The organism is Frigoribacterium sp. PhB116, from assembly GCF_004364285.1.
Lineage (GTDB): Bacteria > Actinomycetota > Actinomycetes > Actinomycetales > Microbacteriaceae > Frigoribacterium.
Genome location: NZ_SOBE01000002.1, coordinates 598,358 through 620,038 on the forward strand (window position 1 = coordinate 598,358; position 21,681 = coordinate 620,038).

At 72.3% G+C, this 21,681-nt stretch carries 23 protein-coding genes and 1 tRNA gene; 16 read left to right on the top strand and 8 right to left on the bottom strand.

Going from position 1 to position 21,681, the window contains the following annotated elements:
• The first annotated feature begins 39 nt into the window (after positions 1–39).
• Positions 40–1,398 carry a molybdopterin-dependent oxidoreductase gene (locus EDF20_RS09280; RefSeq protein WP_133738460.1) on the top strand — a complete coding sequence of 453 codons (1,359 nt, stop codon included), beginning with the start codon at positions 40–42 and terminating at the stop codon, positions 1,396–1,398.
• Positions 1,398–1,910, top strand: coding sequence for a hypothetical protein (locus EDF20_RS09285; protein ID WP_123548033.1), 513 nt, complete (start codon positions 1,398–1,400; stop codon positions 1,908–1,910). Before EDF20_RS09280 ends, EDF20_RS09285 begins: the two co-directional genes overlap by 1 nt.
• A 114-nt stretch (positions 1,911–2,024) precedes the next feature.
• Here the strand turns inward: EDF20_RS09285 and EDF20_RS09290 are convergent, their stop codons facing one another.
• The 5 genes from EDF20_RS09290 to EDF20_RS09310 form a co-directional block, all read right to left on the bottom strand.
• Positions 2,025–2,711, bottom strand: coding sequence for a methyltransferase domain-containing protein (locus EDF20_RS09290; RefSeq protein WP_133738728.1), 687 nt, complete (start codon positions 2,709–2,711; stop codon positions 2,025–2,027).
• A gap of 2 nt (positions 2,712–2,713) precedes the next feature.
• Positions 2,714–3,385, bottom strand: coding sequence for a DUF2064 domain-containing protein (locus tag EDF20_RS09295; RefSeq protein WP_133738461.1), 672 nt, complete (start codon positions 3,383–3,385; stop codon positions 2,714–2,716).
• Positions 3,382–4,050 (bottom strand): glycosyltransferase family 2 protein, encoded by a 669-nt coding sequence (locus EDF20_RS09300; RefSeq protein ID WP_123548036.1) that lies wholly within the window; start codon positions 4,048–4,050, stop codon positions 3,382–3,384. Before EDF20_RS09300 ends, EDF20_RS09295 begins: the two co-directional genes overlap by 4 nt.
• A gap of 198 nt (positions 4,051–4,248) precedes the next feature.
• Positions 4,249–5,343, bottom strand: a complete 1,095-nt coding sequence (locus EDF20_RS09305; RefSeq protein ID WP_208292627.1) for an NAD-dependent epimerase/dehydratase family protein — start codon at positions 5,341–5,343, stop codon at positions 4,249–4,251.
• Between the two features lie 29 nt (positions 5,344–5,372).
• A complete protein-coding gene (locus tag EDF20_RS09310) occupies positions 5,373–6,266 on the bottom strand; it encodes an MTAP family purine nucleoside phosphorylase (protein ID WP_133738462.1) in 894 nt (297 codons plus the stop codon).
• A gap of 38 nt (positions 6,267–6,304) precedes the next feature.
• Between EDF20_RS09310 and glp the strand changes: the two genes are divergently transcribed.
• The 5 genes from glp to EDF20_RS09335 all read left to right on the top strand — a co-directional run bounded on the left by glp (position 6,305) and on the right by EDF20_RS09335 (position 11,043).
• Entirely contained in the window at positions 6,305–7,555 is a 1,251-nt protein-coding gene (gene glp / locus EDF20_RS09315; RefSeq protein ID WP_133738463.1) for a gephyrin-like molybdotransferase Glp, read from the top strand.
• Positions 7,548–8,087 carry a cyclic pyranopterin monophosphate synthase MoaC gene (moaC, locus tag EDF20_RS09320; RefSeq protein WP_133738464.1) on the top strand — a complete coding sequence of 180 codons (540 nt, stop codon included), beginning with the start codon at positions 7,548–7,550 and terminating at the stop codon, positions 8,085–8,087. The genes glp and moaC overlap by 8 nt, the downstream gene beginning before the upstream one ends.
• Positions 8,084–8,611 carry a molybdenum cofactor synthesis domain-containing protein gene (locus EDF20_RS09325; RefSeq protein WP_133738465.1) on the top strand — a complete coding sequence of 176 codons (528 nt, stop codon included), beginning with the start codon at positions 8,084–8,086 and terminating at the stop codon, positions 8,609–8,611. Before moaC ends, EDF20_RS09325 begins: the two co-directional genes overlap by 4 nt.
• On the top strand, positions 8,604–9,164 hold the full coding sequence (locus EDF20_RS09330; RefSeq protein ID WP_133738466.1) for a molybdenum cofactor biosynthesis protein MoaE: 561 nt from the start codon (positions 8,604–8,606) through the stop codon (positions 9,162–9,164). Before EDF20_RS09325 ends, EDF20_RS09330 begins: the two co-directional genes overlap by 8 nt.
• Positions 9,165–9,228: 64 nt before the next feature.
• Positions 9,229–11,043: an ABC-F family ATP-binding cassette domain-containing protein gene (locus tag EDF20_RS09335; protein WP_123548043.1), complete on the top strand. Its 1,815-nt coding sequence runs from the start codon at positions 9,229–9,231 to the stop codon at positions 11,041–11,043.
• A 182-nt stretch (positions 11,044–11,225) separates the two neighbouring features.
• On the opposite strand, the gene EDF20_RS09340 is transcribed toward EDF20_RS09335, so the two are convergent.
• Positions 11,226–12,167 (bottom strand): hypothetical protein, encoded by a 942-nt coding sequence (locus EDF20_RS09340; RefSeq protein ID WP_148050096.1) that lies wholly within the window; start codon positions 12,165–12,167, stop codon positions 11,226–11,228.
• Positions 12,168–12,298: 131 nt separating this feature from the next.
• Positions 12,299–12,874 (bottom strand): MarR family transcriptional regulator, encoded by a 576-nt coding sequence (locus EDF20_RS09345; protein ID WP_123548045.1) that lies wholly within the window; start codon positions 12,872–12,874, stop codon positions 12,299–12,301.
• A 222-nt stretch (positions 12,875–13,096) separates the two neighbouring features.
• On the opposite strand from EDF20_RS09345, the gene EDF20_RS09350 reads away from it, so the two are divergent.
• From EDF20_RS09350 to EDF20_RS09375, 6 genes are all read left to right on the top strand, one after another.
• A tRNA-Gln gene (locus tag EDF20_RS09350) sits at positions 13,097–13,168 on the top strand.
• A 306-nt stretch (positions 13,169–13,474) separates the two neighbouring features.
• Positions 13,475–13,933 (top strand): hypothetical protein, encoded by a 459-nt coding sequence (locus tag EDF20_RS09355; protein WP_133738468.1) that lies wholly within the window; start codon positions 13,475–13,477, stop codon positions 13,931–13,933.
• Positions 13,930–14,487 (top strand): hypothetical protein, encoded by a 558-nt coding sequence (locus EDF20_RS09360; RefSeq protein WP_133738469.1) that lies wholly within the window; start codon positions 13,930–13,932, stop codon positions 14,485–14,487. The genes EDF20_RS09355 and EDF20_RS09360 overlap by 4 nt, the downstream gene beginning before the upstream one ends.
• Before the next feature lie 145 nt (positions 14,488–14,632).
• Positions 14,633–15,127 carry a DUF4126 family protein gene (locus tag EDF20_RS09365; protein ID WP_123548048.1) on the top strand — a complete coding sequence of 165 codons (495 nt, stop codon included), beginning with the start codon at positions 14,633–14,635 and terminating at the stop codon, positions 15,125–15,127.
• Positions 15,128–15,255: 128 nt separating this feature from the next.
• The gene (gene glmU / locus EDF20_RS09370) at positions 15,256–16,689 is read left to right on the top strand and encodes a bifunctional UDP-N-acetylglucosamine diphosphorylase/glucosamine-1-phosphate N-acetyltransferase GlmU (protein ID WP_133738470.1); all 1,434 of its coding nucleotides are present in this window, start codon (positions 15,256–15,258) and stop codon (positions 16,687–16,689) included.
• Positions 16,690–16,730: 41 nt separating this feature from the next.
• Positions 16,731–17,708 (top strand): ribose-phosphate diphosphokinase, encoded by a 978-nt coding sequence (locus EDF20_RS09375; RefSeq protein ID WP_133738471.1) that lies wholly within the window; start codon positions 16,731–16,733, stop codon positions 17,706–17,708.
• Between the two features lie 147 nt (positions 17,709–17,855).
• Here EDF20_RS09375 and gndA read toward each other — a convergent pair whose 3' ends face one another.
• Entirely contained in the window at positions 17,856–19,328 is a 1,473-nt protein-coding gene (gndA, locus tag EDF20_RS09380) for an NADP-dependent phosphogluconate dehydrogenase (RefSeq protein WP_255416191.1), read from the bottom strand.
• A gap of 151 nt (positions 19,329–19,479) precedes the next feature.
• On the opposite strand from gndA, the gene EDF20_RS09385 reads away from it, so the two are divergent.
• From EDF20_RS09385 to pth, 3 genes are all read left to right on the top strand, one after another.
• On the top strand, positions 19,480–20,001 hold the full coding sequence (locus EDF20_RS09385) for a gluconokinase (protein ID WP_233569119.1): 522 nt from the start codon (positions 19,480–19,482) through the stop codon (positions 19,999–20,001).
• Positions 20,002–20,249: 248 nt separating this feature from the next.
• Positions 20,250–20,885, top strand: a complete 636-nt coding sequence (locus EDF20_RS09390) for a 50S ribosomal protein L25/general stress protein Ctc (protein WP_133738472.1) — start codon at positions 20,250–20,252, stop codon at positions 20,883–20,885.
• Positions 20,886–21,013: 128 nt separating this feature from the next.
• Positions 21,014–21,601 carry an aminoacyl-tRNA hydrolase gene (gene pth, locus EDF20_RS09395; RefSeq protein ID WP_133738473.1) on the top strand — a complete coding sequence of 196 codons (588 nt, stop codon included), beginning with the start codon at positions 21,014–21,016 and terminating at the stop codon, positions 21,599–21,601.
• Positions 21,602–21,681: the final 80 nt, after the last annotated feature.

The window sequence follows — 21,681 nt, forward strand, 5'->3', positions numbered from 1 at the left end:
GAGTCCGCGACCACGCACGGCCGAGCCGAGATGAAGCCCATGAGACGCCTGCTCCTCACCCTCCGCACCGCGGCGTCGTCGCCGGTGCGGAACGCGCGCTCGGCGACCGTCCTCGGCCGGCTGCTCGCCGCCGCGTTCCTGGTCTGCCTGCTGACCGGCCTCTACAGCCACTTCCTGCAGGAGCCCGCATCGTGGATGCGGTTCCCCACCTCGCCCGTCTGGCTCTACCAGGTGACGCAGGGCATCCACATCACGGCCGGCATCGCCTCGATCCCGCTGCTGCTCGGCAAGCTGCACGCCGTGTTCCCGCAGCTGTTCCAGCACCCCCCGGTGCGGCACCCGGTGCAGGCGCTCGAGCGCGCCTCCATCGCCCTGTTCATCTCGACGTCGGTGCTGCAGCTCGTCACGGGCCTGCTCAACACGTACCAGTGGTACCCGTGGCCGTTCCCGTTCAAGCAGGTGCACTTCGCCCTGTCGTTCGTGATCATCGGCTCGCTCGCCGTCCACATCGCGGTGAAGCTCCCGCTGATCACCCGGTTCTGGCGGGCCCGCGACAGCTACGACGCCGACGGCCGGTTCGTCGAGCCGTCCGGCGGGCTCGACCCCGCGCGGGCCGAGCACGAGGCCGTGCGCGAGCTCGCCCGCATGCGCCGCGACGACGCTCCGACCTCGACCTCGACCTCGACCTCGACCTCGCAGCCCGCCGCGGCCGTGCACTCGGCCCCGCAGCCCCGCGGGCTGGTCGGCCGCGTCACGCGCTGGATCGACGACGCCCGCGAGCCCGAGCGCGACCCGGCCCGCAGCCGCGTGTCGCGCCGAGGCTTCTTCGGCGCGGTCGGCGCCTCGACCGTCGGCGTCGTCGCGCTCACCGCCGGCCAGTCCTTCACGCCGCTCGAGCCGCTCAACGCCTTCGGCCCCCGGCAGCGCGGCATCGGGCCGAACGACCTGCCGGTTAACCGGACGGCCTCGGCCGCCAAGGTGCTCGAGACCGCGATGGACCCCGACTGGACCCTCACGATCGCCCACGGCGAGCGGACGATGGCCTTCACGGCCTCGGACCTGGAGGCGATGGCCCAGGGCGACGAGCGCCTCCCGATCTCGTGCGTCGAGGGCTGGAGCCAGACCGCGCACTGGCGCGGCCCTCGGCTCGTCGAGCTCATGGCGCTCGTGGGGGCGCCGTCCGACCGATCGCTGCGCGTCACGAGCCTCGAGGAGAAGGGCGGCTACCGCGTCATGCTCATGGGCCCCGAGTACGCGAACGACCCCACCACGCTCGTCGCCCTCGAGGTGAACGGCGGCCGGCTCGACATCGAGCACGGCTACCCTGCCCGGATGATCGCCCCCGGGCGTCCCGGCGTCCTGCAGACCAAGTGGCTCAGCCTGATCGAGGTGATCTGATGACGCGCTCGTCGGCCGTCCCCGCCGTCCCTTCCTCCGCCGCCTCCGGGTCCGGCGCCTCCGGGCGCGGCGTCCGCGTCGCCCGGGCCGTGCTGGTCGTCCTCGGCGTCGCCCTGATCGGCCTCGGCGGCTGGGTGCTCACCGAGACCGTCTCGCCCACCCGATACGGCGGGCTGCTCGTCTGGCTGATCGGCGCGGTGATCGCGCACGACGCGATCATCGCCCCGGTCGTCGCCGGGATCGCCCTGCTCGTCGGGCGGACGGGGCGGCGCATCAGCCCGGCGGTGCTCGCGATCGTGCAGGTCGGGATCGTCGTCGGGGTCGTGCTGACGCTGGTCGTCGTGCCCGAGATCATCGCGAAGGCACGCGGGCCGAAGAACGACACCGTGCTGCCGTTCGACTACGGCGCGCGGCTCGGAGTGGCCTGGCTGGTCGTCGTCGTGCTCACGGCGCTCGCCGTGGTCGCGTGGACCGTGCTCGCGCGCCGACGCGAGGCGCGCCGCGCGGCCTGACCCGGCCCGCGACTACGGCCTCCGCCTCCGCCTGCGCTTCGCTCAGGCGACGCCGAAGTGACGAACCGACGTGATCTCGCGCGTCGGTTCGTCGCTCCCGGGTCGGTTCCTGGCCTAGGAGGCGCGGACGAGCCGGCAGAACGTGCGGCGGCCGACCGACCAGGTCTGCGACACGCGCAGCCCCGCGGCGGCCGCGTGCCGGCCGAGCGCCTCGCGGCCGACCTCGGCCCACGGGAACGTCGCGCTCGCGCGGCCCTGCTCGTCGACGACCTGGGCGTCGTAGGCGACGTCGACAGCCGGGTCGGTCGCGGTCTCGACGACCACGGACCCCGAGGGGGCGACCACCGAGGAGGCGCGGGCTACGAGCGCGGTCGGGTCGCCGCCGATCCCGATGTTGCCGTCGAGCAGGAGGGCGACGTCCCACGTCCCCTCGCCGGGCAGCGCGTCGAAGACCGAGCCGGCCACGACGGGGAGCCCGGCGTCGACCGCCATGGCGACCGCGGTGACGGAGACGTCGACGCCGAGGGCGCCGAGCCCGCGGTCGACGGCGGCGCGCACCATCCGGGCGGGGCCGCAGCCGATGTCGAGCACGGAGGACGCGTCGAGGATGGTGCTGAGGTCGGCGACGTCCGCGCCGCGGCTCCAGCGGGCGACGTCGAACGCGTCGAGATCCGCTGCGGCGAGATCGGCGACGTCGGGGGCGTCCGAGCGGACGAGCTGGAGCCGCCCCTCGCGGCGGAGGGCGCGGGCGTACGGCTCCGCGCCTCCGGAGCCGAAGGTGGGCTGGGGGTCGGCGGTCATGGTCACGAGAGGGTCTCCTCGGGGGTGGGCGGGGAGGCGTCGGGACCGCCTGCGGTGATGGGGTCGAGTCGGCGCAGGGCCTGCGCGAAGAGGGTGTCGGGGCCGGAGGCCGCGGCGAGGCGCGCGTCGTCGATCGTGTCGACGTCGACGAGCTCGGGCAGGGTGCGGACACGCAGCCCGGCCTCGGCGAGGCGGCGCAGCTGGTGGGCTCCGGTGTCGTCCTGCGACATCGGGACGCCGCGGAGAAGGTCGCCGGTGGGCCGCTCGAGGCCGAGCGCCCAGAAGCCGCCGTCGTTCGCCGGGCCGAACCAGGCGTCGACGTCGTCGGCTGGCTCGTCGAAGGCAGGGGCGAGATCCGCCACCGTGAGCTGCGGGGTGTCCATGCCGACGAGCACGGTACGGCCGTCGACCTCGTCGAAGAGGGCTCCGAGCCGTGCGTCGAGGCCGCCGCCGATCTGGTGGATCACATCGAAGTCTTCGGAGCCGGGGGGCATTCGGTTGCCGTCGAAGAGCAGGACGCGTCGGCTTGCGGGCAGCCGGCGCACCACCGCGAGGGTGTCCTGGATCGCCGCGGCCGCCACCTCGGCGGCCTGCTCGAGGGTCAGGGGAGGGTGCAGGCGCGTCTTGACCTTGCCCGGCAGGGTCTCCTTGCAGATCACCACGACGGTCGTCATCGGCCTGCCTCCCTCAGGAGCCGCGACATGTCCTCGACGGCCCGTGCGGTGCCGCGGATGGTGCCGGTCACCTTGCTGCGGCCGACGCGCGGCGAGTACGGCACGTCGAGCTCGTGGATGCGCCAGCCCGCCTCGGAGGCGCGCAGCACCATCTCGAGCGGGTAGCCGCTCCGGCGGTCGAGCAGCCCGAGGCCGAGCAGCCCCTCGCGGCTGGCGACGCGCATCGGGCCGAGGTCGTGCAGGGCGACGCCGGAGGCGCGGCGCATCAGGTGGGCCAGCACCCGGTTCGCGACGCGGGCGTGGAACGGCCAGGCGCCGCGGGTGGTCGGACGGCGTCGGCCGAGCACGAGCTCGGCCTCGCCCGCCAGCACCGGGGCGGCGAGCGTCGGCAGGTCGGCGGGGTCCATCGACGCGTCCGCGTCGCAGAAGGCCACGAACGGGGCCGTGGCGGCCTCGAGACCGGCGTGGGCGGCCGCGCCGAAGCCGCGACGCGCCTCCTCGACGACGAGGGCGCCGTGCTCGCGCGCGACGTCGGCCGAGCCGTCGGTCGAGCCGTTGTCGACGACGATCGCGCGCCAGCCCTCGGGCAGGCGTCCGAGCACCCACGGCAGAGCCCCCGCCTCGTCGAGACAGGGGAGCACGACGTCGACCTGGGGACTGCTCATCCTGTCGACGATACGGACACCGCCTTGGGAGGGGCCGTGCCCGCCCCGGACGGGGGGTCGCCGGCCCTGCTCGGTCCGCCCGACCGGCCCGGGCCGGGAACACGGGCGGGTCCGTCGGGCTCGGTCCGTGTCGACGGACCGTCGGTGACGAACTCGCCCGTGCTGCCTCTGGACGTGAAGGCGCGGTGCGGTGCGGCGTCAGCCGCCGACGGCCGCCCGCAGCGGCGCCGTGGCGAACTCGCGCATGCCCTCCTCGAACGAGACCCCCGGGCTCCAGCCGAGCTCGTCCCGGAGGCGGGCTGACGACGCGGTGACGTGCCGCACGTCGCCCGCGCGGTACTGGCCGGTGACCACGGGGGCGGGCCCGCCGGCCTCACGGGCCAGCGCCTCCGCCATCTCGCCGATCGTGTGCACGGTGCCGCTGCCGACGTTGAACGCCCGGAACGAGTCGGGCTGCTGCGTGCCCGTCCAGTCGAGGGCCGCGAGGTTGGCCGAGGCGATGTCGCGCACGTGCACGAAGTCGCGCCGCTGGGCACCGTCCTCGTAGACGCGGGGCGCCTCGCCGCGCTCGAGCGCCGAGCGGAACAACGACGCCACCCCGGCGTAGGGGGTGTTCTGCGGCATGCCCGGCCCGTAGACGTTGTGGTAGCGCAGGGCGGCGGCGCGACCACCGGTGCTGCGGGCCCACGAGGTCGACAGGTGCTCCTGCGTCAGCTTCGTGATCGCGTAGACGTTGCGCGGGTCGAGCGGGGCGTCCTCCGCAATGAGCTGCGGCTCGAGCAGTTCGCCCTCGGCGTCGCGCGGGTCGAAGACGCCGGCGTCGAGGTCGGCGACGCGACGGGGGGCCGGTCGCTCGGTCTCGCCCGCGCCCGTGCGGTAGCTGCCCTCGCCGTAGACGACCATCGACGAGGCGACGACGAGCCGGTCGACGCCCGCCCGGTCCATCGCGGCGAGCAGCACGGCCGTGCCGTGCTCGTTGCTGTCGACGTAGTCCGGCGCGTCCTGGAAGTCGACGCCGAGGCCGACCTTGGCCGCCTGGTGGCAGACCGCGTCGACGCCCACGAGCGCCGCGTCGACGACCGCCGCGTCGCGCACGTCGCCGTGGACGAAGTCGACCCGGGGGTCGAGCGTCGGGGGACCACCGTGCACGTCGGGCCGCAGCGAGTCGAGCACCCGCACGGACCAGCCGCGGCCCAGCGCCTGCTCGACGACGGCCGAGCCGATGAAGCCGGCGCCGCCCGTCACGAGCAGCAGCCCGGGCGACGAGGAGGCGCTCGTCGGGTCGGAGGGAATCGTCGCCCCGGAGGCGCCCGTCGCGTCGCTCACGACGTCGCCGACCGCACGGGGCGCGCGAGCACCGCCGCTGTCGCGGCTGCCGGGACGAGCTCGCGCGGCGCGTAGTCGGCCGGCAGCCCCGCGACGATCGCCTCGATGGCGGCGACGATTCGCGGCTGGGCCGCGGCGAGGCGGTCCATCACGAGCTGGTGGCTGACCGCGTCGTCGTCGGTGCCCTCCTCGCCCTCCTCGGGCGCGAGGCCGGCGTCGCTGTCGGTGACGAACGAGATGTTGACGGCGCCCATGCCGAGCTCGAGCGTGAGGGGCACCTCCGGGTACATCGTCATGTTGATCGTGTGCGCCCCGGCCGCGCGGAACCAGAGCGACTCGGCCCGGGTCGAGAAGCGCGGGCCCTGGATGACGACGCAGGTACCGGTCGGGGCGAACGGCTCGCCCTGTGCTTCGAGGGCCGAGACGGCGGCGGCCCGCAGCACCGGGTCGAACGGGTCGGCGGCGACGAGGTGCTGCACCCCGCCCTCGACGTCGAAGAAGGTGTCGGGACGCCCCCACGTGCGGTCGATGAACTGGTCGGTGACGACCATGGTGCCCGGCGGGTACTCGGGGCTGACCCCGCCCACCGCGGACGACGAGACGACCGCCTTCGCGCCGAGCGAGGCGAGGGCCCAGACGTTCGCGCGGAAGTCGATGCGGTGCGGCGGCACGGAGTGACCCTTGCCGTGCCGGGTGAGGAACGCGACGGTCTTGCCGCCCATCTCGCCGATCGTCACCTCGCTCGACGTCGGCCCGTAGGGCGTCTCGACGACGTGGCTCGTCGCCGTGCCGGGCGCGAAGAGCGAGTACAGGCCGGAGCCGCCGATGACGGCGACGTCGACGCGGGGGAGGCCGGGGGACGAGGAGGAGGAGGAGGAGGTGTCGGTCACGCTCGCTACGCTATCGACGACCGCCGTGAGAGGAACCCGTGCGCACAGTCGAGCAGCACCAGATCGCCGTCCGGGCGCTGGTGGAGGAGGCGTTGGCGCGGCGTCCTGGGGAGGCCCTCCTCGTCGACCCGGTCCGCATCGCGGCCGAGCCCGACCGGCACCGCCGCCGGGTGCTCACGGCCGACGTCGTCGCCCCGCTCGACCTGCCCCCCTTCGCCAACTCGCAGATGGACGGCTACGCCCTCGCCGCCCCCGACGCCGCCCGCTCCGGCGACCTCGACCTGGTGGTGGTCGACCCGATCCCGGCCGGCCGCACCGGTCCGGCGCTCCGCCCCGGCACCGCCGCGCCGATCATGACCGGCGCCGCCGTCCCCGAGGGCGCCGTCGCGGTGGTCCCGATCGAGCGGGCCGACCCGCCCGCGTTCCCCGCCGCCGGGAGCACGGCCCGCGTCGGCCTCCAGGGCCCCGTGGCCGAGGGGACCTTCGTCCGCGCCGCCGGCAGCGACGTCTCCGTCGGCAGCGTCCTGCTGCGCGCCGGCACGGTGCTGACCCCGGCGCGCTGGGGGGTGCTGGCCGCCTCCGGGCTGGTGACCGTCGAGGTCGTCCGCCGCCCGCGCGTCCTGCTGGTCTCGACCGGCGAAGAGCTGAGCGCGCCCGGTGCCGCGCTCGCCCCCGGCACGATCCACGACGCCAACGGCGCGGGCCTCGCCGCGGCCCTCGTCGACGTCGGCGCCGACGTCGTCGTCGAGCGCGTCTCCGACGACGCGGACGCCCTGCTCGCCGTGGTGGCCCGGCACGGTGGGTCCGTCGACCTCGTGCTCACGACCGGAGGCGTCAGCGCAGGCGCCTACGAGGTGGTCCGCGACGCCTTCGAGCCGGCCGGCGTCGTCTTCGGGCACGTGGCGATGCAGCCCGGCGGCCCGCAGGGCTGGGGCACGCTCGCCCTCCGCGACCACGACCTGCCCGTCGTCTGCTTCCCGGGGAACCCGGTCAGCGCGCTCGTCTCGTTCGAGGCGTTCCTCCGGCCGGTGCTGCACGACGCGACCGGCGTCGGCCCGGCACGGCTGCACCGCAGGGCGCCGATGGGGGAGGCCGCCGACTCGCCCGTCGGCAAGCACCAGCTGAGGCGCGGACGACTCGACGTCGACGGCAGGGTCGTGCTCGTCGGCGGGCCGAGCTCGCACCTCCTCGCCGCGCACGCCGAGGCGACCGTGCTCGTGCACGTCCCGGTCGGCGTCGACCGGCTGGACGTGGGCGACGAGGTCGTAGTCTGGACGCTCGATGAGTGACGACGCGCACGGCGACCCGCCCGCGTCGACCGGGCAGCAGCCGGTCGGCGACCTGACCCACGTCCGCCCCGACGGATCGGCCCACATGGTCGACGTCACCGGCAAGGCCGAGACCAGCCGCGAGGCCGCCGCGCAGGCCGTGCTCACGACCCGGCCCGACGTCGTCGCCCGCCTGGTCGACGGCACGCTGCCCAAGGGCGAGGCGCTCGGCACCGCGCGCATCGCCGGCATCATGGCCGCGAAGCAGACCCCGGCCCTCATCCCGCTCTGTCACCCCCTGCCGCTCGGCGCGATCACGGTCGACTTCGAGACCGATGGGGCCGACACCGGTGCCGAGGAGGCGTCGGTCACCGTCGTCGCCCGCGTCCGGACCCGAGGCGTCACGGGCGTCGAGATGGAGGCGCTGACCGCGGCGACCGTGGCGGCCCTCACCCTCTTCGACATGGTCAAGGCCGTCGACCACCTCGCCGTGATCGGCGACGTCAAGGTGCTCGAGAAGTCGGGCGGCAAGAGCGGGGCCTGGTCACGATGACGTCGTCGCCCGCCGCCGAGCCGTCCGCCGGGGACGGGCCTGCCGACGTCCCGCGTCGCGCCGTCGTGGTAGTCGCTTCTACCCGAGCCGCCGCCGGGACGTCGCCCGACCTCACCGGCCCGGTGATCCGCGACTGGTTCGCCGCGCGCGGCTGGCTCGCCGACGAGCCGGTCGTCGTCGCCGACGGCGCCCCTGTGGGCGAGGCGCTCGCCGCGGCCCTGGCACAGGGAGTCGACGTCGTGCTCACCACCGGCGGCACCGGCCTCACGCCCACCGACCTCACCCCCGAGCAGACCGCCCCGCTGCTCGACCGCGAGATCCCCGGCATCGCCGAGGAGCTGAGGAGGCGCGGCACGGCCGCCACCCCCACGGCCCTGCTCTCGAGGGGGCTGGCCGGCGTCGCCGGCCGCACGGTCGTCGTCAACCTGCCCGGCTCCCGCGGGGGAGTGCGCGACGGCCTCGCCGTCCTCGACCCCCTGATCGGCCACCTGCTCGACCAGCTCTCCGGAGGCGCTCATGACTGACTCCCTCGACAGCGCACGACCCGTCGAGGGCCCTGCCCTCAGCGCCGCGGGAGAAGAGGCAGCCGCCGACGCCGTCCTCGAGGCCGAGGGAGGGGACCCCGACGCGGTGGCGACCCCGACCGGCCCAAGCGGGCGGGTGCTGCTCGCCGAGGTGGTCGAGACGGTGCTCTCGGCCGCCGAGTGCTCCGTGATCGTCGAGAGCCGCGCCTCCGGGGCGATCGTGACGTTCGAGGGCGTCGTCCGCGACCACGACGGCGGCCGCGACGTGGCCGCGCTGCACTACGAGCAGCACCCGTCGGCGGGCGACGTGATGGGCGCCGTCGCCGAGCAGATCGCGGCGGAGCACCCCGCGGTCACGATCGCGGTGCAGCACCGCGTCGGGGACCTCGAGATCGGCGACGTCGCGCTCGCCTGCGCCGTCGCCTCGCCCCACCGCGCCGAGGCCTTCGCCGCCTGCTCGGCGCTCGTCGACCTCGTCAAGGAGCGACTGCCGATCTGGAAGCGCCAGGCGTTCACGGACGGCCCCGACGAGTGGACGGCGTCGCTGGGCTGAGTGCAGCCGGGCGGCGCTGCTGACGCGGTCCGCCCGGTCAGCCGCCGTCGCCTACCCTTCTGACGTGGCACATCTCCTCGGCGCAGAAAACTTGAAGCTCGAATTCCCGACCAAGGTCGTCCTCGACGGGGTGACGCTCGGCATCGACGAGGGCTCCCGCATCGGCGTCGTCGGCCGCAACGGCGACGGCAAGTCGACCCTGATGTCCGTGCTCGCCGGCCGCCTCGAGCCCGACGACGGCCGGGTCACGACCCGCCGCGGCCTCACGATCGGCATGCTCGACCAGCGCGACGTGCTGCCCGACGACGACACGGTCGGCCGCATGATCGTCGGCGACCGCGACGAGCACGAGTGGGCGGGCGACGCCCGCATCCGCGACGTCATCTCGGGCCTCGCGACCGACATCCCGTGGGAGGCGCGGCTCGGCGACCTCTCGGGCGGCCAGCGTCGTCGGGTGGCCCTCGCGCGCCTCCTCGTCGGCGACTGGGACGTGCTGTTCCTCGACGAGCCCACCAACCACCTCGACGTCGAGGGCGTGGCCTGGCTGGCCGAGCACCTCCGTCGCCGCTGGTCGCCCTCGTCGGGCGCGCTCGTAGTCGTGACCCACGACCGGTGGTTCCTCGACGAGGTCTCGACCGACACGTGGGAGGTGCACGACGGCATCGTCGAGCCCTTCGAGGGCGGGTACGCGGCCTACGTGCTGCAGCGCGTCGAGCGCGACCGCTCGGCCGCGGCGTCCGAGTCGAAGCGCCAGAACCTGATGCGGAAAGAGCTGGCGTGGCTCCGTCGTGGTGCGCCCGCCCGTTCGACCAAGCCCAAGTTCCGCATCGACGCGGCGAACGAGCTGATCGCCGACGAGCCGCCCGCCCGCAACGCCGTCGAGCTGTCGCAGATGGCGACGGCCCGGCTCGGCAAGGACGTGGTCGACCTCGTCGAGGTCGGCGTCTCGTTCGGCGACAAGCGGGTGCTGCACGGCGTCGAGTGGCGCATCGCCCCCGGCGAGCGCACCGGCGTGCTGGGCGTCAACGGGGCCGGCAAGTCGACGCTGCTCAAGGTCGTCACGGGCGAGGTGCAGCCGACGGAGGGGCGGGTCAAGCAGGGCAAGACGGTCAAGTTCGCGATCCTGGACCAGCAGCTCGCCGACCTGCACGAGGTGGCGAACGAGAAGGTGAACGACCTCATCGGCCGGCAGCGCACCTCCTACGTCACGGCCGGCAAGGAGATGACGCCCGGGCAGCTGCTCGAGCGCCTGGGCTTCACCAGCGCGCAGCTGCAGACGCCCATCAAAGACCTGTCGGGCGGGCAGAAGCGCCGCCTGCAGTTCCTGCTGATCCTGCTCAACGAGCCGAACGTCCTCATCCTCGACGAGCCCACGAACGACCTCGACACCGACATGCTCGCCGCCATGGAGGACCTGCTCGACGGCTGGCCCGGCACGCTGCTCGTCGTCTCGCACGACCGGTACCTGCTCGAGCGCGTCACCGACCAGCAGTACGCGGTGCTCGACGGGCAGTTCCGTCACCTGCCCGGCGGCGTCGACCAGTACCTCGCCCTGCGCAAGCAGGCCACCGACACTCAGGGCGGCGCCACCGACCGCCCGACCGCGGTGCAGGGCGCCCAGTCGTCGGTCGCCGCCGCGGCGGCCGCGTCGGGCCTCTCGGGCGCCGAGAAGCGCAACGCCGAGAAGGAGCTGGGGTCGATCGACCGCAAGCTCGCGAAGTCGGCGACCGAGCGCAGCGGCCTGCTCGAGCAGTTCGCGGGCTTCGACCAGTCCGACTTCGACGGCCTCGCGGCGCTGCAGGCGAAGCTCACCGCGCTCGACCACAAGACGGCCGAGCTCGAGGTGCGCTGGCTCGAGCTCAGCGAGCTGCTGGCGTAGGGCGCCGCGGGGTCGCCGGCCTGCGGCCCGCCGCGTTCACTGCATCGGCTTTCGTACACTGCACCGCGTCTAGACCCGGTGCAGTGTTCGAAACCCGGTGCAGTCGCGCAGAGCCCTGCGCCGCGCAGTCATGCAGCTCTGGTCGTGAGGCTCGACTCGTATTTCGCCCTACCGTCGTGATCTCAGTCCTGAGTACTCGGCGGAGAACGTTGAAGCATCTGGTCGCGGACACGGGGCATGGCACGCAGGAGGCGTCCACGGATGTACGCGCAGCCGTCCTCAAACAAGGCCAGAATTTCGGACTCGTCCAAGTCCTCGAGCATTCGCGCGAAGTGGCGTTCCGCACCCGGCGAGACGAAGGTCCTGTCGGTGTCGCTCAGGACATCGTGGAGCGCGAAGAGTGCGTCGCGGAGGAAAACATCCACCGATACGGGATGGAATGAGAAGGCGCTGACGAGCAGGGACGTCTCGACCTCTGCCCACGATCTCGAACCGTCCTCAGTCGGCGCACGCGCCAGCAGCCGCTGTGGGTCCTGCAGCAGATCGGCAAGTTCTGCGCGCTGCCTCCGCGAACGACTGGCCAGGCCGAACGCTGCTGTGAGGCCTGCTAGGCCGAGCGCCACGGGAAGCCCGGCGACGGCGGCTACGGGCGAAGCGCTCGCATAAGAGGTGACGAGGACCAGAATGGCTGAGGCTTGAACGACGCCGGCTGACACAGCGATGAGCCGTGGAAGGCGGCTACCCCGCCAATCCAAGGAGACAGCCGGCGGCATGGCTGTCACGTACCCGGCAGTGAGCGTGACTGACAGAACACTCAGGCTGAGGACCAGAAGGTTGGCTTGTTGCCCGTCGAGATTCCATGAGCTCGCAGCCACGCCGATGACGGTTAGTGCGCTAGTCGAAGCAATGGAGGTGAGGACAAAGGTGATGAACGCTCCTTTCGTAACCGCCGTCATCGCTCTGAACGTCCTCGCGAAAGTCCGCCGTCTCATGTTGGCGGTCAGAACGAGTGCAGCTCCCGCGGCGACGGCGATCAGGGCTCCCGTTATGAACCCGAACCTGTCAGTAGTGATGCTGGAAACGCATGCACCCGCCACTGCAAAGATGACGAGGAGCCCCGACATCCACACCACTGGAGCTCTGAGGGCCTCATTGACCCCAAGCCGTCCCGATGGCAGCGGCTCGAGTCGCCAGGAATCGGCCAGCCTCTCGAACGACGAGGTCGGCCCCTTCGTGGGCAAGCGATCAGCTCCCATCAGTCGCCGAGCGTCAGGCTGAGACGGCGCAGCAGGTCGCCGAGCCGCTGCTCATCGACCGGGCCGAGGTCCGCGAGGAGGCGGCGCTCGGCAGCGAGGAGGCGCTCGATCGCGACGTCGACGGCGTCGCCCCCTGCTTGGGTCAGCCGTGCCCGCACGCCACGACCGTCGTTCGGGTCGGTGCGCCGCTCGACGAGCCCGCGCGCGACGAGCCGATCGATGCGGTTGGTCATGGCGCCGCTCGAGACGAGCGTCTGCTGCAGCAGGGCCTTCGGGCTCAGCTCGTAGGGCCCGCCCGCCCGGCGGAGCGCGGAGAGGACGTCGAACTCCCACTGCTCGAGATCGCTGGCGACGAAGGCATCGCGTCGGGCGCGGTCGAGGTGCTTCGCGAGGCGGCCGACGCGCGAGAGCACGTGCAGAGGGGCGAAGTCGAGGTCGGGACGCTCGTGCGACCAGGCCGCGACGATCCGGTCGACCTCGTCGCGCGGCTCGGTCCCGCCCTGCGGCCCTCGCTCGAGCTTGCGCTCGCCGGAGTCGCGCTGGTCGCGCTCGTCGTCCTGATCGGCCTCGGGCATCTGCTCATCATGGCAGCGCACCTCCTCCCCGTCGGCCGAGGGCGGGTCAGCGTGGTCGAGGGCGGGTCCGCGTCGACCCGCCCTGGACGACGCTGACCCGCCCTCGACCTGAAGAGGCGCGGCCACGGGGCGACGGCGACGGCGGCAGGGCCAGCAACGGCGGGAGCGGCAGCCACGGCCGAGGTGGCGTCTGACAGAATCGACCCTGCGCCTCGGGCGCGGTCCGCCATGGTGTAACGGCAGCACGACAGCCTTTGGAGCTGTTAGGTCCAGGTTCGAATCCTGGTGGCGGAGCCGACTTCCTCAACGATGCCGTTGCGCGACAGCTCAGTGGCCGGTTCCTGGCACGATCTGGCTTCGCCTGCGCTCACGTTCGGGCCCGGGTCGATATCGCAGCGCTGGCCCTCGCTCACCGGTTCATCACGCCAGGGTGAGGTGTGCCGGGGGCGGCGCCTTCGCCGCCACCTGACTTGGCCGGCCCGTCCCTGGTGCATCGTCGGCGATCAGGCATCGACCTGAGCCATCTCGGCAGAAATCGTTATAGGTAGCGTTTAGCTATCTATAGTAATGCGAGGACGACGAGCGACGGGACGACAGTTGATGGAAGAAGTGAAAGTGCTGGTTTCACCGGATCGGTTGACGGATTTCTACCGATGGTTCGCAGATTGGAGCGATGGACGCCTGAGCGAGAGGGGCGCTTCGGGTCCTGGGCAAGGCGAGGTCTCTCCGGACAGCGAGAAGGACGTCTTCCTCGCTGCCGTCGAGTTCTGGAAGCTCCTCCGTCCCAAGGAGCGTGAGATCTGGAACATGTGGATTGTCGCCGCCCCTCGGATGGTCGCCGCGGACGAGATCGTGAGCGAGCTGAGTCTCGCCAATGCCCGTGAGATCCCCGGCGCGTTGTCATGGTCATCGCGAAAGGGACGGAAGGTCGGGTTCGTGGCGTCGTGGCGATTCAGATCGGATCCTCAGACGGGTCGTCCCGTGTACGGGATCGAAGATGTGACCTACGCCGAAGTCCTCGGTCGAGCTCGGGACGCTGTCGAGGGCGGCCTCCGATGACGCCCCAGGGGCAGGGTCGGTTCCAGCGGCTCGAGTCGCTGGCAGAAGTCTTCCGTGTCCTGCGCATGCCTGTGGAGAACAGGCGAACGGTGGAGGCGTACACGGCCGCGATCGGCATCGACCATTACGAGCAGACCACGGGATACGTCATCGCGTCCCGACAGGACGGCGGGCCGCAGATCAGGATCGCCTACGGTTGGGCGAACGGCTTTCGAGACCGCGAGGAGATCGAAGCCATCGTCGGTACTCAGCTCTCGACTTGGGGCAGCGATGACCGCTCTCCGTTGTGGGGTCTCTGGCACCCGAAGAATCGTGCCCGTACGAGCCCCGGATCCAGCAAGACACCCAAGAGGCGGACGAAAGATCGCAGGGTGGCCGGTCGGGATGTCGCCAAGCAGCTGGCTGTCCGCGGTTCACTCGGCTGCTACGGGCCAGGCACCCTAGGGGCACCGTGTGATGAGCCAGCGACGGGTGTCGCGAACAGCCTCGACTTGTGTCAGCGCCATCTGGTCTCCGTCCGGCTTCAGGAACGGACCGCCGCTCTCCTGGAGTGACGAAAGGCGACGATTCCGCGAGCAAAGACACTCCGGGGCGCGTCCGCCCGTCCTGGTGGCGGAGCTGACGAGCTGAGAGCCGACGGAGGCGTCCGTCCGGCGCCCGATCCGGACCGGCGGCCTCGGCTCTCGATAGCCTGCGGCCATGTCGACCACCACGCTCTCCCCGCTCGCCCGTGCCGCCCTGCTCGGCGTCCTCACCGGCTCCCGCTCGGCGACGCCCCTCGCGGCCCTGGCCCTCAGCCGCGACAGTCGCACCCTCACCGGCAGCTGGCAGGAGTGGGCGGTGGTCCGCTCGTCGATCGGCCGTGCCGTGTTCGTCGCCGCCGGCGCGGGCGAGCTCGTCGGGGACAAGCTGCCCTCGACGCCCAGCCGCATCTCGGGCGGCGCGATCTTCGGACGCGTCGCCGCCGGTGCCGTCGTCGGCTTCGCGATGGGCACCACCGACCTCCGCGCCGACCGCGGCGTGCAAGGCGCGCTGATCGGCGCCGCGGGGGCCGTCGTCGGCAGCTTCGCGGGCTACCTGGGCCGCAAGGCGCTCGTCGAGAAGACCGGGCTCCCCGACCTCGTCGTCGCCCTGCTCGAGGACGCCGTCGCGGTCGGCGGCACCGCCGCCGTCGTGCGCGCCGCCCGCAGCTGACGTCTGCCCTCCACAGGGCCCGGCCGACCCGCCCGCCGCACCGGACACGCGTGCTCGACCCGCGCCTCCTCCGGCGCCCGTGGGAGGATCGCCGATGATCGCCGCACGCCCCCACCCCTAGGAGCCCCATGCCCGAACGCAGCCTCGCCGTCGTCGTCCTCGCCGCAGGACAGGGCACGCGCATGAAGTCCTCGACGCCGAAAGTGCTGCACCGGCTGGCCGGCCTGCCGCTGATCCAGCACGTGCTCGAGACCGCCGGGGCGCTGCAGCCCGAGCACCTCGTCGCCGTCGTGCGGCACGAGCGTGACCTCGTCGTCACGAGCATCGTCGAGACGACGCCCGGCGCCGTGATCGTCGACCAGGACGACGTGCCCGGCACCGGCCGCGCCGTCGAGCAGGCCGTCGAGGCGCTGCCCGCCGACTTCGAGGGCGACGTCGTCGTCGTCAGCGCCGACGTGCCGTTCCTCGACCACGCCACCCTGGGCGCGCTCCTCGAGCAGCACCGCGAGGAGGCGGCGGCTGCGACGTTGCTGTCGGCCGTCCTCCCCGACGCCCACGGCTACGGCCGCGTGGTCCGGCGCTCGTCGGGAGACGTCGACCGCATCGTCGAGCACAAGGACGCCAGCGAGGAGGAGCGGCAGCTGCGCGAGATCAACTCCGGCACCTACGCCTTCACCGTCGCGGCCCTGCGCACGCACCTGCCCCGCGTCGGCTCGGCCAACGCGCAGAACGAGAAGTACGTGACCGACGTGGTCGGGCTGTTGACGGCGGCCGGCGAGCGCGTCTCGGCGCGCGCGGTCGACGAGACCTGGCGCCTCGAGGGCATCAACGACCGCGTCCAGCTGGCCGCCGCGGCCCGCCGCCTGAACGACCGCATCGTCGAGCACTGGCAGCGCGAGGGCGTCAGCATCGTCGACCCGCAGGCCACCTGGATCGACCGCGACGTCTCCCTCAGCCCCGATGTCGAGCTGCTGCCCGGCACGCAGCTGAAGGGCGCCACGTACGTCGCGGCGGGCGCCGTCGTCGGGCCCGACACGACGCTCGTCGACACCGAGGTCGGCGAGGGCGCGGTCGTGAAGCGCACCGACGCGACCCTCGCGGTGATCGGGGCCCACGCCTCCGTGGGGCCGTTCTCGTACCTGCGTCCCGGCACCGTCCTCGGCGAGGGCGGCAAGATCGGCACCTTCGTCGAGACCAAGAACGCCGAGATCGGCGCGGGCTCGAAGGTGCCGCACCTCAGCTACATCGGCGACACCGAGGTCGGCATCGACAGCAACATCGGCGCCGGCACCATCACGGCCAACTACGACGGCGTGCACAAGCACCGCACCGAGGTCGGGTCGAACGTGCGCACCGGGTCGCACAACGTGTTCGTCGCCCCCGTTAGGATTGGCGACGGAGCGTACTCAGGCGCAGGGACGGTCGTCCGCAAGGACGTGCCGGCCGGCGCGCTGGCGTTGAGCATCGCCCCACAGCGCAATGCGAGCGGATGGGTCGAGGCGAACCGCCCCGGCTCCGCGGCGGCCGAGGCCGCCGCCCGCGCCGAACGAACGACCGACTGACCCCTGTCGGGTTGGCCCCCCGGGGCCGGAGAGCGAGTGACGTGTCCGGAATCAAGATCACCGGCGAGAACCGACTCGTTCTGGTCTCGGGGCGTGCGCACCCCGAGCTGGCGAACCAGATCGCGTCGGAGCTCGGCTCCGAGCTGATCCCGACCGACGCCCGCACCTTCGCCAACGGCGAGCTCTACGCGCGCTACGACGAGAGCGTCCGCGGCGCCGACGCGTTCGTCATCCAGTCGCACTCGGCCCCGATCAACGAGTGGCTCGTGGAGCAGCTCATCATGGTCGACGCCCTCAAGCGCGCCTCGGCGAAGCGCATCACGGTGGTCGCGCCGTTCTACCCGTACGCCCGCCAGGACAAGAAGGGGCGCGGTCGCGAGCCGATCTCGGCCCGTCTCGTCGCCGACCTGTTCAAGGCCGCGGGTGCCCACCGCATCATGAGCGTCGACCTGCACGCCCCGCAGATCCAGGGCTTCTTCGACGGCCCGGTCGACCACCTCTTCGCCATGCCGGTGCTGCTCGAGCACTTCCGCACCAAGCTCGACAACAGCACACTGACCGTGGTGTCGCCCGACATGGGCCGCGTCCGCGTCGCCGACATCTGGAGCGAGAAGCTCGACGCGCCCCTCGCCATCATCCACAAGCGCCGCGACCCCCTGGTGCCGAACCAGGTCACGGTGCACGAGATCGTCGGCGAGGTGGAGGGTCGCGTCTGCCTGCTCGTCGACGACCTGATCGACACGGGCCGCACCATCGTCAAGGCCGCCGAGGCGCTCAAGGCCGCCGGCGCGATCGGCGTCGTCGTCGCCGCCACCCACGCGGTCTTCAGCGACCCGGCTCCCGAGATCCTGAGCAGCGACTTCATCGACTCGGTCGTCGTCACGGACACCCTGCCGCTGACCGACCACCAGAAGTTCGACAAGCTCGAGATCCTGCCGATCGCCCCGCTGATCGCCCGCGCGATCCACGAGGTCTTCGACAACGGCTCGGTCACGTCGATGTTCGACGGGGCGGCGTAGCCGACCCGTCGAACCAGACGGCACAGCCGATGGCGCCCCGAGCACCGCGGCACCTGCGCGAACAGAACGGCCGTGACCGGGTTGGACCCGGCCACGGCCGTTCTGCCTGTCGACGCCCGGTCGTCTAGACGCCTCGATGTCACCGTCTCAGTGCGTCGACGGCTCCGTCTCGATCTCCGAGCGGTCGCCCGACCACAGCGTGTGGAACACGCCGTCCTCGCCGACCCGCTCGTAGGTGTGCGCGCCGAAGAAGTCGCGCTGGCCCTGGATGAGGGCGGCGGGGAGGCGCTCCGACGCGAGCGAGTCGTAGTACGACAGCGCCGACGCGAACCCGGGCACGGGGATGCCCGACAGGGCCGCCTTGGCGACGATGCGGCGCCAGGCCTGCTCGCCGTCGCGGACGGCGGCGGCGAAGTAGTCGTCCTCGAGCAGCGTCGCGATGGTGCTGTCCTTCTCGTACGCCTCGACGATGCGGTTGAGGAACTGCGCACGGATGATGCAGCCGCCGCGCCAGATCTTCGCCACGGCGCCCTTGTCGATGTCCCAGTCGTACTCGAGCGCGCCCGCGATGATCGCGTCGAAGCCCTGGGCGTAGGCCACGATCTTCGAGGCGTAGAGCGCCTTCTGCACGTCGTCCTCGAAGCCGTCGCCCGCCTCCTGCACCTCGGGGCGACCCTGCAGGGTCGCCTGCACCGCGGCGCGCTGGTCGGGCTTCGACGAGACGGCCCGGGCGAAGACGGCCTCGGCGATGCCGCCGACGGGCACGCCCAGGCCGACGCTGTTCTGCACGGTCCAGACGCCGGTCCCCTTCGAGCCGGCTGCGTCGACGATCGAGTCGACCAGCGGTCCGCCGGTCTTGGAGTCGACCTGGCGCAGCACCTCGGCGGTGATCTCGATCAGGTACGACTCCAGCTCGCCCTTGTTCCACTCCTCGAACACGGCGGCGATGTCGGCCGGCTCGTGCCCGCCGACGCGGCGGAGCAGGTCGTACGACTCGGCGATGAGCTGCATGTCGGCGTACTCGATGCCGTTGTGGATCATCTTGACGAAGTGGCCCGCGCCGTCGGAGCCGATGTGCGTGACGCACGGCTCGCCCTCGGCGACCGCGGCGATCGACGCGAGGATCGGGCCGAGGGTCTCGTACGCCTCCTTCGAGCCGCCGGGCATGATCGACGGGCCCTTGAGGGCGCCCTCCTCGCCCCCGGAGATGCCGGCGCCGACGAAGTTCAGCCCGCGCTCCTTCAGGGCTGCCTCGCGCCTCCTCGTGTCCTGGAAGTTCGCGTTGCCGCCGTCGACGATGATGTCGCCCTCCTCGAAGAGGTCGGCGAGCTGGTCGATGACGGCGTCGGTGCCCTTGCCGGCCTGGACCATGATGATCGCGGTGCGCGGCTTCTGCAGCGACGCGGCGAAGTCCTCGATCGACTTCGAGGCGACGAAGCCGGCGTCGCCGTGCTCGTCCATCAGGGTGTCCGTGCGCCCGGGGGAGCGGTTGTAGACGGCGACGGTGTTGCCCTCGCGGCTGGCGAGGTTGCGGGCCAGGTTCGATCCCATGACGGCCAGGCCGACGACTCCGATGTTCGCCTGGGCGGTGGGGGTGGACTGTTCTCCGTGGTCGGTCACGGTGCCTCCTTGCGGTCGATGACCCCCGCACACTATTCCTCCGTCCTGCGCCCCCGACAGGCACCGTCGGTGCCCTCCGGGGCGCGGACGACACGAGGAGGCGCGTCTACGCTGGTCCGGACGCCGCCGTCCCCGACACCGAGAGGTCCCCGTGCCTGAGACCCAGCTGCCCGCCCCGATCCCGCCCGTCGTCGTGATGGGGGTGTCCGGCTCCGGCAAGTCCACCGTCGGCGAGCTCCTCGCGCGGACGGCCGGCGTCCCCTTCGTCGACGCCGACGACCTCCACCCTCAGGCCAACCGCGACAAGATGGCCGCCGGCCACGCGCTCGACGACGACGACCGTGCGCCCTGGCTCGAGATCGTCGCGCAGCGCATCCGCGACGCCGGGGAGGACGGCGTGGTCGTCGCCTGCTCGGCACTGAAGCGCCGCTACCGGGACGTGCTCCGCGGCGGCGACCCGCGCCTCCGGTTCGTGCACCTCACCGGCGTGCGCGAGCTCGTCGCCGAGCGGCAGAAGGCACGCAAGGGGCACTTCATGCCGCCCGGGCTGATGGAGTCGCAGTTCGCGACCCTCGAGCCGCTCGGCGACGACGAGCCGGGCTTCGGCGTCGACGTGTCCGCGGGTCCCGACGAGATCGTCGCGGAGGCGCTGGCTCGTCTCGACGGACGCTGACGTCCGTCGGCACGGGACGCTGACGACCCGTGACGGCGCCGGGGTTGGCGACACGCCCGGGTGGCCTGTAGCCTGGGTGTCGACTTCGGCGAGGGGTGCTCCGGCACCCGTTATCGACGCGGTAGGCAGGCACTCGGTCTCGTGACATCGTCCCCACGGCTGCGAGGTCCCTCCTCACGCGATCTGCGTTCGAGTTGACATCGACCCACACATCCCGGGCCGCCAGGCCCGCAGAAACGGAGACATCCATGGCTGACGACAACACCCTGTCCGCTCTCGTCCGCACCAGCTTCGGCAAGGGCGCGGCCCGCAAGATCCGCGCGAACGACCAGATCCCCGCGGTCATCTACGGCCACGGCACCGACCCCCAGCACGTCACGCTGCCCGGCCACGAGACGATGCTCATCACGCGTCGCTCGAACGCGCTCATCACCCTCGACATCGAGGGCGCCCAGCAGCTCGCCCTCGTCAAGGACATCCAGCGCGACCCGGTCAAGCAGGTCATCGAGCACATCGACCTCATCGTCGTCCGCCAGGGCGAGAAGGTCGAGGTCGACGTCCCCGTGCACATCGAGGGCGAGTCCGCTCCTGGCACGATCCACGTCGTCGAGCTCAACGCCATCACGCTCGAGGTCTCGGCCACCGCGATCCCGCAGTCGGTCGTCGTCTCGATCGAGGGCCTCGAGGACGGCGCGCAGGTGCACGCCTCCGACGTCGTCCTCCCCGAGGGCGCCTCGCTCGTCACCGACGCCGAGGTGCTCATCACGAGCGTCTCCGTCCCGCAGCTCGACCTCACCACCGACGCCGTCGACGACGAGTCGGGCGAGGCCGCCGAGGCCGAGGGCGACGTGCCCTCGATCGAGGACGAAGAGCGCTCCGAGTAACGACCGGTCCGAGCACCCGCACCACCAGCACCACCAGCACCACCGCACCACCGCACCACCGCACCACGGCGTCGTCTGCGACGCCGACCGCCTGACAGCCCCGCGTGTCTCCCGAGGAGGACCATCCCGTGGACGACTCGCAGTGGCTCGTGGTCGGGCTCGGCAACCCCGGGCCCGACTACGCCGGCACCCGGCACAACGTCGGACAGATGGTGCTCGCCGAGCTGGCGCACCGCCTGTCGGCGAGCTTTAAGAACCACCGCACCAACGCGAGCGTCGCGGAGGGCCGCCCCCAGCCGGGCGGCCCCCGCTTCGTCCTCGCCGCTCCCCGCAGCTTCATGAACCTGTCGGGCGGGCCCGTCGCCGCGCTGCTGAAGTACTACGACCTCGACGTGTCGCGGCTGATCGTCGTGCACGACGAGCTCGACATCGACTTCGACTCCATCAAGCTCAAGCAGGGCGGCGGACACGGCGGCCACAACGGGCTGCGCGACATCATCGCCGCCACCGGCTCGAACGAGTTCCTGCGCGTGCGCGTCGGCATCGGTCGTCCGCCCGGCCGGCAGCCCGCCGCCGACTACGTGCTCAAGGCCTTCTCGTCGACCGAGCGCAAGGACCTCCCGCTGCTGCTCGGCGACGCCGCCGACGCGGTCGAGATGATCGTCGCCGACGGCCTCACCGCGGCGCAGCTCAAGTTCCACACCGCGAAGGCCTGACCGGGGCCCTGCTCGCCCGCGACCTGCTGCTCCGCTCGCACCGGGGCGGGGCACCGCCGACCGGCGCACTGTCGGCTGTG